Raw genomic sequence first — 11486 nt, 5'->3', positions numbered from 1 at the left:
CGATCGGATGATAAAACTTTAGAAGGTCTGTAGTTGCGATGCCTCGCTCTACCTGGCCGTAGCGAGGCATCGCAATTATAGCAACCGCTCTCGTCGGTTAAGCCATAAATCTGGGGAGGGGGCTAGGGGCTAGGGGCTCCGCATTCGGGCATATAATTTATTGGTTAAAACGGAAGATTTACTACCCGAATGCTAATGCCTGCGGCACGCTGAGCGCATCCGCGCCCCTACGCGAACGCCCCGGAGCCCCTACTTAAAATGTACTCTATTAGATCGGGAACTGCTAATAACTATCCCTAATCGACCGGACATAATATCATAAGTTTAATTTGGTATTTTTAATTCTTAAGGTAACATTGGCTACCTAAAGTACAGATCGCTCTGACAGTTAATTTAACAAAAAAATTAATGAAGTCGAACGCTATAAGAAGATAAAATTGATAACTAACTCGATTAATTGATTATCTGGTGTTGCTTATGACTCTTACACGCCGCCATTTCATATTTTTACTGGGAGCCAGTGTCAGTGCTGTCAGCATGGGTGCTTGTATCGCATCTGGTGACAATATAACGGCAACCTCAGATAAATCTACCCCAGGGAGTACGACGAATGTTGCCCAAAATACAGGTGGGTTTGAGTTGCCGCCTTTACCCTATGCCTACAATGCTCTGGAACCGCATATTGATGCTCGAACGATGGAGTTTCATCACGATAAGCACCATGCGGCTTATGTGAAAAACTTGAATGATGCGATCGCAAAGCATCCCCAACTCAAAGGTAAAACTGTCGAAGAATTACTGCAAAACCTCAATACCGTCCCGGAGGATATTCGCACCACCGTTCGCAACAATGGCGGCGGTCACCTCAACCACAGTATGTTCTGGAGAATCATGAAACCAAATGGCGGTGGGGAACCGACTGGCCCGATCGCAGACGCCATTAAAACTAATTTTGGCAGTTTCGCCGCCTTCAAACAACAGTTTAACGATGCTGGGGCTAAGCGTTTCGGTAGCGGCTGGGCATGGCTGGTTCGCAGCAAAGACGGCAAACTCCAGGTAATTAGTACAGCCAACCAAGATAGTCCGCTAATCGACGGTAACTATCCTATCATGGGCAACGATGTCTGGGAACACGCTTATTATCTCAAATATCAAAATCGCCGCGCTGATTATTTAAATGCCTGGTGGAATGTTCTCAACTGGGATGAAATCAACAAACGCTTGGCGCAAGCCAGTGCTTGAAAGTAAAGTAATTCATTCAAAGCCTTCAGGGTACGTAGTTGCGCTTTAGCGCTTTTATTACAACTGGGATAAGAGCGCTAAAGCGCAACTACGTACCTAATATCAGCTTTAAAAGCTGGGACAGCCAAATGTTCTAAACTGGGCACCCGTAGCAGGTCGATTCTTTTTGATACATTCGGCTTGCTGAATTCTCACAGTAGCATAGCGATCGCCACGCCGTTCGTTTAACGCCCTTCTGTAATTAGCAATAGCAGTGTCATATTCGCCGTTAGAGTAAGCCTCATCTGCTACTCTGACGTATCTGGCATAATTAGGGGCAATGCGTTGCAAGCTTTGCAGTCTTTGTGCCAAAACGCGACCGATAGCTGTATTGATATCGCTATCGTTTGGGCCATTGGGACTGGCATCTGCCGCTCGTTGATAATTAGTCAAAGCTGTATCGTAATCGCCTCTTTTTCTGGCAGTTTCAGCCATTCGCAACCAGCGTTGATAAGCTGTCTCTGCTAGGACTGGGTAAACGATGCTGCTACTTAGTAAGAAAGCGAACAATAAAGTTGTAGCCTTAACGGTTGTGCTTGCCATAATCTGATTTTATATCGTGTCCGTTTGCATTGGTAGTGTAAGAGTGATACGGGAAATTGTCTGTTGGAATTGGGGGTTAAATTTTTACCACAGATGAAGACAGATGAACACAGATGAACACAGATAAGAGAGTGATTTTTTTAGGCAATCGATGCAACCGGACATGATATTAAAACCTATTTTATTTTTAATTTTACATTTTTTATTTTGTTTGGGGACTCAATTTTCCGTAAGTACAAGCAGTGACGCACGCTTTTGCTCAAGGGAGTTGTAAACTGCTCTGTTGATTCAATTGTACCACCCAACCGTTCAACTGTTGCTTGGAGGGAAGAGTTTTCTTCGGCTGTCCAGTTCCCGCGATAAAGGATTGCTAAACCACCGACTTTTAGCAATGGCAGTGCATATTCCGCACAGACTGATGCGGAACCAACGGCTCGAATTAAAGCTATGTCGTAGGATGTTCGGTGTTGCCGTTGTTTTCCTACTTCTTCAGATCTACCAGTCAAAGTAGTAGCGTTTTTAATTCCCAATTCGGTGATGACAGTTTCCAGAAAGGCGATTTTTTTGCGGGTGGAATCTAGAAGGGTGAGATTCCAATTCGGTTGGGCGATCGCAATTGGCAACCCCGGAAATCCTGCACCCGTGCCAATATCGATAACTTGGAGGTTGGTGATGTCAGATTTAACCTTGTTTTCTTCAATTGCCAATTTTAAATCTGACATCTTAAATTTGCCTTTTTCGCAGTCCCTAATCCCTCGCAGAGAATCCCAAAGATGTTTTTCCCAAAATTCGATCGGCCCGGTGATGCGAGTCAAATTCAGCTGCTGATTTCCCAGCAAAATCAATTCGTAAAGACGCTGAAATAACTCTTGCTGTTCGACATTCGGTTGCCAAGAAAGCGTTTCTTGCCACACCGAAACCATCTCTGGCAGCAGAGAATCATTTTGAGTGTTGAGTGTTGAGTTTTCGGTTAAGTCAGAATTCATTTCAGGCAACTGACTGCGGTTGTTCTGCTTTTGCTTTGAGTGTAGCTGGGTCAACGGATTGTAGTTCGCCGCGATCGATTATCCAGCATTTATCTGCTATACTTAGCAAATCGCCAGCATCGTGAGTCACTACAAACAAACTCCAGTGATTTTTAAGTTTAGCTAATAGATTTACCAACTGACGCCGCATCGACCAATCTAGTCCGGCGGTAGGTTCATCTAACAGTAGCAAATGGGGTTGACGAATTAACTGGACTGCTAGGGCAAGGCGTCGCTGTTGACCGCCGCTTAATGAGTGGGGGGGAGTATTCAGCGATAAACGATCGAGTCCGACTTCCGTTAAAGCGTCTTTGACCCGCTGGGAACCTAATTCTGGATGTCCTAAGCGCAGTTCTTCCAAAATAGTGCTGCCGCAGAAATGCCGTTCGGGAAACTGAAATACCAATCCACCTAGCTGTTGCAGTTGTTCGGCGATGAGTTCTTGTTCTCGCCAGAATACCTTGCCAGACGTACTTTCACTCAACCCAGCTAATATTTCTAATAAGGTACTTTTGCCAGAACCGCTGGGGCCGATAACAAGTCCCATTTCCTGCGGTGCTAATTCCAGGTTAATGGATTTCAAAATAGCCGTTGGAGTGGCTGGGGGGTGATAACTTAAATTTCGTAGATAAAGCATTCAGTAAAAAAGACGAACCATACTTTCCATATTGTGACAGACTTGTCGAGCTTGGCGGTATAGCAAAGTGCTGAGTGCTGAGTATAGCAACCTTCTCGGCAGTTACGACGTTCTTAATTCCACCAAACCCTTGAAACACGCCCCTTCTTCCCCTAGTCCCTAGCCCCTAGCAAGAAAGCCCCTAGTCCCTAGCTATACAAACACAGTTATTGGAGACTGCTATAACCTGGAACGGATAATCTGTCTTTGCGTCGTAGCTAACTGCCATAACCTTTGGCATTATCAGAAGGGATGTTTTAGCAAAGAAGCGATTATGGATTTGTTTCCCAGTACCAAATTGATTGTTTCTGCCTCCACCTCAGCGTATCGCAAGCACCCCGCAGGGCGTGCCAGATGGCATCTCGTCGGTGCTGGCGCGATCGCTTTTTGCCTGTGGGCAAACCCAATTTTAGCTGGCGATCCCTTTCGCACCAGCAACCCCAAACCAATTGGAGATGCCACAGAAGCTGCTTTCAACGCCTTGTTTAAAAATGGAAATTATAAGGAGGCAGCAGAACGTTACCTACCAGAAGCTCAATCCAAAGAGCCTTCTGAGCCTCTGGTCTATGCTATGAGGGCATCGTTAGCTTACACTGACTGGCAGGGGGATCGGGAGAATAAGGCTTTGTTGGCATCCTTAAAATCCGACGCCGTTAAAACTCGCGAAACTGCGGCACAGCTGGAAGCAACCGACCCTTTGCGCGGCAATCTCTACAAGGCTGTCAGTTATGGTTTAGAGGCTGCTGCTATTCTGGGAGAGAATGGCACACTCAAAGGTGCGCCGCAAGCTTTGAGCAAGTTGCAACAGGTGTATGGGGAACTGGACGCTGCTGAGAAAATCGCACCGAACGATCCAGAACTCAACTTACTCAAAGGCTGGATGGATTTGCTTATTGCAGTAAATTTGCCTTTTTCCGACTCACAGCAGGCGATCGAACGTTTAGAAAAAGCAGCTCCTGCCTATCTAGCTTACCGGGGAATGGCCGTCGGATACCGCGATCTCAAAAAGTATGACCGGGCGCTGCAATATGTCGATATTGCTCTCAAAAATACTCCTGACAATCCAGAGTTACACTATTTAAAAGCCCAAATCCTGGTTGGGATGGATAAAAATCAGGAAGCTAAAGAGCATTTCCAAAATGCTGTGACAAAATCTGCTCAACTCCCGAAAGACTTGGTTGCACAACTTGTTCGCGAACAATGCCGAAATCAAAGTAAGATCGATCGAAAAGAGCGCAATTGCAGCGCTATGCGAGAACGGGTCAGACAGCTTAATGGTAAGTGGGGACCGATCGTTAGTCAATTGCCAAATTTAAATTAGATGGTAGAGTTCAATGCAGGTAGAGTTCCGCGAGTATAATCAGTTCGATCTGTGGATATGGCTGGAGTTCAGTACAGTTCCTTCACCAGCAGAAAAACAGTATGTGGAAGAGGTTTTCGATTCCTGGTTTTTCTTGGGCAAACTGGGAGGATTTAATGCTGAAAATCTCCAAGTTCAGGAAACTGGTTTGGAACTTAGCTACATGGATTATGACGAAGATGCAGCTGAAAGTAGCATGATGGCGTTGATGCACAATATGGCTGATTTTGAATATGAGGGAACGTGGGGGCGTTGCTGGATTGATTTGGGAACCACCGATGCGATCGCACTCGACATCCTGATCAACGCCCTCAAACAGTTAAGCAAGGAATTTGTTAACATTGAGAAATTGCTCGTCGGTGGCAAAAATGAAGATTGGCCGATTCCCGAAAAACGCGAATCTCCTTCAGATTACGATGATAACTAACGAAAACAATGCTAAAAGAAGGTGAAATTCGAGTGCTGGCTTTGGGAGCGATTAAAAATGATGAACGCATTTTCATCTCCCAAGGCTACGACCCCATTAAGCAACAAACCTTTTACCGCGCAATGGGCGGCGGTGTTGACTTTGGCGAAACCAGTTACGAAGCTTTGCAGCGAGAATTTCAAGAAGAAATCCAGGCAGAATTAACCAATATCAAATATTTGGGCTGTCTGGAAAACTTATTTACTTTCAATGGTAAGCCGGGTCACGAGATTCTGCAAGTTTATCAATGCGACTTTGCAGACCCGAAATTTTATCAGTTGGAAAGTTTAGTTTTTACTGAGGGAGAGAGACAGAAAACGGCGTTGTGGGTAGAAATTAATCGGTTTAAGTCGGGAGAATTAAAGTTAGTTCCAGAGCAGTTTTTGGATTACTTGTAAAGATCCAAACGGTGGTTTGTGGTTTAGCACTACCATTACCTGTAAAAGAGTGGGAAAAATAAAATGGCTTACAGTGATTTTACTTTAGAAAAAGTGCAGAAAGCCTTTGAGTTGACTATTTCAGAAGATCTAGACCTTTTTGTCAACGTTCCTCAGTTGGAACCTAGTATTTTACTCACAGAATTTTTAGGAGATAATGCACAATTAGCATTAAAAATCAACACGGAAAAAGCGCGATCGGAAATGATTATTGCGCCGATTTTGCTAGATTTAAAAAAACAAGTTTCCTCAAAAATAAGCTTGTTTTCGGGAGTAGATTTTAATGTGGATTTTGAACGTGGATTAAACGGAATATGCGACTATATTATTAGTAATTCTACCGAACAGTTGTTTGTTAAATCTCCTGTCATTGTTCTGGTAGAGGCTAAAAAGGAAAATATTGTCGGAGGCTTGGGTCAGTGCGCTTCAGAAATGTTAGCTGCCCAAGTTTTTAACGAACGGGAGGAAAATAAAATTCCAGTTATTTTAGGAGCAGTTACTTCAGGAAATGTTTGGAGGTTTTTACAATTAGAAGAAAAGCAACTTAGAGTTGACTCGACAGAGTATTATCTGAAAGATGTCAATAAAATTTTAGGTATTTTTGCAAACGGATTACAATAAATGGATCGAAAAACGGCTCTTTCATATTTACTAAGCTATAAAATGTGATTTTTTGAACAAAAGCATCACAACTCCGAAAGAGCCGAGAGATACTATACAACAGGATCGATCGGGTGACAAAAATCGTTTATGCCCTCTAGAACGACATACATAATGACTGGAGTTGCCAACAGTGCAGGGCAAAGACTGGTTGCTGCCAAGTAGGGCACTATTTCGGCAAAATTTCCATTTAACAAATCATCGCGAAATTCGCTGCGACAGATAACAGAACGGCATTTACGGGCTAGAATGCCCAACCAATCGGAATTTGCGATCTCCGGTTGCTGTCCGGCGCGGATTGCCAAGGCTATAGCGGCATCTTCTAAATCCCCTTCGCAATCCTCGATCGCTTGCAGGGCTTGTAAAGCTGTGGGATAATCTGCAAATTGAGAACGAAACCGTGCTATTTCTGCTAGTGTAACTTGAGTCATGCGCTTATTTTGGGGATTAGCTCACCGGGCAACGAACTTTCGTCGATAATTATAATTGTGCCAAAGGTTGTCGTGAAAGCGATCGCATTCACTATAATTGCGAAACAGCTACGAGAGCGGGCGATACATTAAAAGCGATCGCATCTATCCAAAGTATGCTATAGCTTAAAAAAGCACAGCTTATATGTGCTACTGCCCAGACAAAGCAAAAACTAACGCGGTTTCTGCACCAAATGCTCGACCAATTCAAACGACTCCTGGGAATCGAACCCAAATCTACTTCCCCCAAAACCGAACTTCCCATCCACTGGGTGCTTCCGGAAAAGCTAGCTGTGGGAAGATTACCCCAAGCGGGTGACGGTGCTGCACTCTTGAAAGCCAACATTAAATTTGTATTTTCCCTGTGTGCGGAGTCAGAGGGAACTTTACCAGAAGATATTACCCAAAATTTTCAATGTTTGCGTCTGGTTTTACCGGATCGATTTTACACAACTGAGCTAACAGTAGAACAGCTAGCTGAAGCAGTAGCTGTAGTTCGCGAAAATATGGAAAATTCAGTGCCAACTTATGTTCATTGTCTCGCAGGGATTGAGCGCTCGCCCACGGTTTGTATTGCTTACCTGTGTCGATATCACAAAATGGAACTTTGGGAAGCAGCTAACTGGCTTAAACAAGTTCGTCCTAATTCTCTGCCCCATCCCTCTGCTTTGCGTGCGATTCGCGAATTTATTCAGATGCCTGAATAAATTTAATTTATCTTACCAATAAACCCCCAATCTAAAATCTAAAATCTAAGATCTAAAATTGATTAAACTTCGCCCTGAACTTCTGAAGCCAAATCAGCACTGACAAACTTGCCAACAACCTGACGCAATTGATTGGTATCAAATGGCTTAGTTAAATATTCTGTCGCACCTGCCAGACGCCCTTGCACTTTGTCAAACAATTTGTCTCTTGCCGTCAGCATAATAATCGGCAGGTCGCGAAACTGAGGTAAGTTACGCACGGTGCGACAAAACTCCAAACCATCAATACCGGGCATGGAAACATCCAGCAATAGGACAGCAATTTTTTCGTGGTAAATCATTGCCAAGGCGTCTACAGCATTTCCTGCCACTAAAACCCGATAGTCTCCCGCTAAAGCACGTTTGACCATTTCTTGCGTGACCACACTATCATCCACTGCTAGGATTGTCGGCACATTACCTATATTTGAAGGCATATTTTTTGCTCCAGTCTTTTACTCTACCCTAATAACACAACTTTAACTTGTTCTCAGAACCTACTTCAGGGGCGAACAGGTTAAGTTGGCGAAATTTTTTATGTAAACTCAGGAGTCAAATCAAACATCTAGGACTTTTATTAACACATTTCCACCTGCATCGATAGCGACAACTGTCCCACCATAATTATATTGAATTATGTTAAATCAGCTTAAGAATAATTAAAAAGTAATTGTAATAATTAGTTAAACAATTTAAAATAAATATTAAAATACAACCGGAGAGCTAAATTGTAATTCGACTGTCGGGTATGGGGGGCGACGCCGCTCCGAGATGTTGATAGTGCTGGATGCGTTAGCTGACGAACGGTTTGCCAAAAGTCCAGCAATAACCGACCATGCGAAAATTCGGTTTTACCCTGGTGTACCATTAGTGAAAACTGAGGGACTGCTTATGGGTACGCTAAGTGTAGTGACATCCTCCGCTCCCAACCATGCTTGCGCGGTATAGAAATGGCTCTCCCAAACTCACGCTTGAGAATTGCTGCCAGAAAGGCTGGGCTGTCCATCGACTAAGCCGATCCAGCCAGAAAACGCTAGTCCAAGTGTTATGGTCGCAGTACCCTGGAGAAAAACGGATGGATTACGTACCACCCGATTTGAGCTGCGAGCGGTGTGAGGCACTTAAAACGATAAGTCGCCAAGTGGTTAGGCAACGATCGCTACGGGGCGGAAGCCACCTACGGCGCAAGGTAATAAAAGTGAGGGAAATGCCGCCAGAAATACCGTGGAATATTGTTGAGATTTTTGAAAGCATTACAGATGCTTTTTTTGTGCTGGATCGCGAATGGCGGTTCACCTACTTAAACGCAAGGGCGGAACCCATGCTGGGAAGCAAGAAAGAGTTAATTGGTAAGTGTATATGGGATGAGTTACCAGAGGCGATCGGTTCCACGTTTGAGAAAGAATTTACTAGAGCAATATCCAGGGGGGTGACAGTTCATTTTGAGGAGTTTTATCCACGACTGGGTATTTGGTTGGAGATCAGAGCTTATCCTTATCAGGGCGGTTTGTCGGTTTATTTCCGGGATGTGACGGCGAGGAAGCAGTCAGAGGCGATGCTGATGGAACGATCGCGCCTCTCAGGTTTCGGTGCCCAGGTAGGTATTGCCCTGGGACAAGGTGGAGCGATATCGGAAATCCTCAACCGTTGCACCCAAATTATGATAGATCATTTAGATGCTGTTAATGCTTGCATCTGGACAGTTAAGCAAGGGTCGGATCGATTGGAACTTCAGGCTCTAGCGTTTGCTACAGATGTTAGGGGCGACGCATGGGTCGCCCCTAATGAACCTTACACAGCAGCTGTATGTGATTATATTCGCCCAGACAGCAGCGTCGTTGAGACGATCGCTCGAACTCATCAAGCTTACTTAACCAACGACTTCCGAGATCGCGATCGTCTCGGTGTAACTGCATGGTTGGAACGAGTAAAACCTTATAGCGGCGAACAAGTAAAAGCTTTTGCAGGGTATCCCCTGATTGTAGAAGAGCGGTTGGTTGGCGTTATGGCTCTTTTTAGCCGTCAACCCTTAAGCGAAGAAGGCCATAATATGTTGGAGTGGGTAGCCAACGCCATTGCTGTAGCAATTGACCGTTCTTGGGCGCGATCGGAACTGCTGTCCCGTCGAGAAAGCTTGCTGTTCCGTCTAGCTAGCCAAATCAGAAATTCTCTAGATCTGGATACTATTTTGGGTACTGCTGTCAATGAGATTCGCAGTTTATTGCAAATCGATCGCTGTCACTTTCTGTGGTGCTGGCCCGATCCGCAACACCCCAGCCTGACTGTAACTCACGAAGCGTGCAATCCCAACCTAGCCAGCTTGTTAGCAGACTACCCAACCGAGAAAGTTACCGTTCTGGTAAAAAAAATCGTCAATTTAGAGACAATTCGCATAGATGATATTAGCAACCTTGCCAATCTCGATAACCAAGAGCAAGTACTCCTAAGCACTTTGGGCGTTACCTCGCAATTGCTAATACCTTTGGCAACTCGCTCCGGTCAGCTGGGAGCTGTCGTATGCAGCCATTGTAGCGGCCCTCGACCTTGGGGCGAGAGCGAAGTGGAGCTGCTCAAAGCCGTTGTAGACCAATTGGCGATCGCGATCGATCAAGCCGAACTTTTTGCCCAAACCCGCGCCGCCGCAAACGCCGCCCAATCCCAGGCGCAACAGCTAGAAGGAGCTTTGGAAAATTTAAAACAAACCGAAGCTCAACTGGTACAAACTGAAAAAATGTCCAGTCTCGGTCAAATGGTGGCAGGGATTGCCCACGAGATTAACAATCCCATCAATTTTATCTACGGCAACCTTTCTTATGCCAGCGATTACATTGAAGATCTGCTGGAACTGCTGCGCTTGTATCAACAACATTACCCCAACCCAGCCGCAGAAATTCACCATAAAACTGAGGCGATCGATCTAGAATTTCTCAAGGATGACTTACCCAAATTATTAACCTCGATGCAGGTGGGTACAGAACGGATTCGTCAGATTGTGCTGTCGCTGCGGAACTTCTCGCGCCTCGATGAAGCCGAAATGAAACTTGTCAACATCCACGAAGGTATTGACAGCACGTTGCTGATTTTACAACATCGCTTCAAAGGTACGGCCAAGGGGCCGGAGATTCAACTAATTAAGGAGTATGGCGATTTGCCCTTGGTGGAGTGCTATGCCGGACAGCTCAACCAGGTGTTTATGAACGTCCTCAGCAATGCGATCGACGCCCTAGAAAACCAAATCCCACCCAAAATAATCACTATCCGCACCTTCAGGGGGCGATGGTGCGATCGGCAAGAAAACCAGTTCCCGGAAGATAACTGTATCCCCAATGCCCAAGACCCTACGCCCTACGCCCAATTCGTTGCGATCGCAATTCGCGATAATGGGCCGGGAATGACCCAGGATGTGAGAAAACGCCTCTTCGATCCATTTTTTACCACAAAGCCCGTAGGCAAAGGAACTGGTTTGGGGCTATCGATTAGCTACCAGATTGTCGCTGAAAAACACGGCGGTCAGCTGAAGTGTATCTCAGATCCTGGACAGGGGTCAGAGTTCATTATTGAAATTCCTATTCGTCCGTACAAGTAAGGGGCAGAGGGGCAGAGGGGCAGGGGGGCAGAGGAGAATTACCCACTCAACACTCAGCACTTTGCCATAGAATCCAATCTATCTTTACCATCGTTAAATTTTATGTTTTCGCTATTTATTTTTAATCCGCTGAACATTAAACTCTAAAAACAAAGATTAAAAAAAAATTAAACAGCACAATCTGAATCGTTTTGAGCGAGGTGAATAAACTCAGCCTCATTGATAGGGGTTGAGTT

Annotated in this window: 13 protein-coding genes; 8 read left to right on the top strand and 5 right to left on the bottom strand. The window is 45.0% G+C overall.

Translation table 11 applies throughout. The annotated features are described in order from the left end of the window. Window positions 1–477 precede the first annotated feature (477 nt). Entirely contained in the window at window positions 478–1242 is a 765-nt protein-coding gene (locus LAY41_RS23395) for a superoxide dismutase (protein ID WP_249103405.1), read from the top strand. 108 nt (window positions 1243–1350) lie between these two features. On the opposite strand, the gene LAY41_RS23390 is transcribed toward LAY41_RS23395, so the two are convergent. From LAY41_RS23390 to LAY41_RS23380, 3 genes are all read right to left on the bottom strand, one after another. Beyond that, complete coding sequence (locus LAY41_RS23390; protein WP_249103404.1) at window positions 1351–1824, bottom strand: tetratricopeptide repeat protein; 474 nt, start codon at window positions 1822–1824, stop codon at window positions 1351–1353. A gap of 176 nt (window positions 1825–2000) precedes the next feature. Next, window positions 2001–2810: a 16S rRNA (guanine(527)-N(7))-methyltransferase RsmG gene (gene rsmG / locus LAY41_RS23385; protein ID WP_249103403.1), complete on the bottom strand. Its 810-nt coding sequence runs from the start codon at window positions 2808–2810 to the stop codon at window positions 2001–2003. Between the two features lies 1 nt (window position 2811). Continuing rightward, entirely contained in the window at window positions 2812–3486 is a 675-nt protein-coding gene (locus tag LAY41_RS23380) for an ABC transporter ATP-binding protein (protein WP_249103402.1), read from the bottom strand. 313 nt (window positions 3487–3799) lie between these two features. On the opposite strand from LAY41_RS23380, the gene LAY41_RS23375 reads away from it, so the two are divergent. The 4 genes from LAY41_RS23375 to LAY41_RS23360 all read left to right on the top strand — a co-directional run bounded on the left by LAY41_RS23375 (window position 3800) and on the right by LAY41_RS23360 (window position 6409). Next, on the top strand, window positions 3800–4846 hold the full coding sequence (locus tag LAY41_RS23375; RefSeq protein WP_249103401.1) for a Sll0314/Alr1548 family TPR repeat-containing protein: 1047 nt from the start codon (window positions 3800–3802) through the stop codon (window positions 4844–4846). Window positions 4847–4859: 13 nt separating this feature from the next. Then, complete coding sequence (locus LAY41_RS23370; RefSeq protein WP_249103400.1) at window positions 4860–5312, top strand: DUF3531 family protein; 453 nt, start codon at window positions 4860–4862, stop codon at window positions 5310–5312. A gap of 8 nt (window positions 5313–5320) precedes the next feature. Continuing rightward, window positions 5321–5749 carry an NUDIX hydrolase gene (locus LAY41_RS23365; RefSeq protein WP_249103399.1) on the top strand — a complete coding sequence of 143 codons (429 nt, stop codon included), beginning with the start codon at window positions 5321–5323 and terminating at the stop codon, window positions 5747–5749. A gap of 63 nt (window positions 5750–5812) precedes the next feature. After that, window positions 5813–6409, top strand: a complete 597-nt coding sequence (locus tag LAY41_RS23360) for a hypothetical protein (protein WP_249103398.1) — start codon at window positions 5813–5815, stop codon at window positions 6407–6409. 92 nt (window positions 6410–6501) lie between these two features. On the opposite strand, the gene LAY41_RS23355 is transcribed toward LAY41_RS23360, so the two are convergent. Continuing rightward, a complete protein-coding gene (locus LAY41_RS23355) occupies window positions 6502–6879 on the bottom strand; it encodes a hypothetical protein (protein WP_249103397.1) in 378 nt (125 codons plus the stop codon). A gap of 233 nt (window positions 6880–7112) precedes the next feature. Between LAY41_RS23355 and LAY41_RS23350 the strand changes: the two genes are divergently transcribed. Beyond that, window positions 7113–7625: a protein-tyrosine phosphatase family protein gene (locus LAY41_RS23350; RefSeq protein ID WP_249103396.1), complete on the top strand. Its 513-nt coding sequence runs from the start codon at window positions 7113–7115 to the stop codon at window positions 7623–7625. A gap of 62 nt (window positions 7626–7687) precedes the next feature. Here the strand turns inward: LAY41_RS23350 and LAY41_RS23345 are convergent, their stop codons facing one another. Further along, window positions 7688–8101, bottom strand: a complete 414-nt coding sequence (locus tag LAY41_RS23345; protein ID WP_249103395.1) for a response regulator — start codon at window positions 8099–8101, stop codon at window positions 7688–7690. A gap of 334 nt (window positions 8102–8435) precedes the next feature. Between LAY41_RS23345 and LAY41_RS32885 the strand changes: the two genes are divergently transcribed. Together LAY41_RS32885 and LAY41_RS23340 are read left to right on the top strand one after the other, a co-directional pair. Continuing rightward, complete coding sequence (locus LAY41_RS32885; protein ID WP_420840343.1) at window positions 8436–8612, top strand: GAF domain-containing protein; 177 nt, start codon at window positions 8436–8438, stop codon at window positions 8610–8612. 127 nt (window positions 8613–8739) lie between these two features. Next, on the top strand, window positions 8740–11250 hold the full coding sequence (locus LAY41_RS23340) for a GAF domain-containing protein (RefSeq protein ID WP_249103393.1): 2511 nt from the start codon (window positions 8740–8742) through the stop codon (window positions 11248–11250). Window positions 11251–11486: the final 236 nt, after the last annotated feature.

This window comes from Argonema galeatum A003/A1, from assembly GCF_023333595.1.
In the GTDB taxonomy this organism is placed as follows: domain Bacteria; phylum Cyanobacteriota; class Cyanobacteriia; order Cyanobacteriales; family Aerosakkonemataceae; genus Argonema; species Argonema galeatum.
The sequence above is the reverse complement of the archived record's forward strand: the minus strand, read 5'-3'. Positions and strand labels throughout refer to the sequence as shown.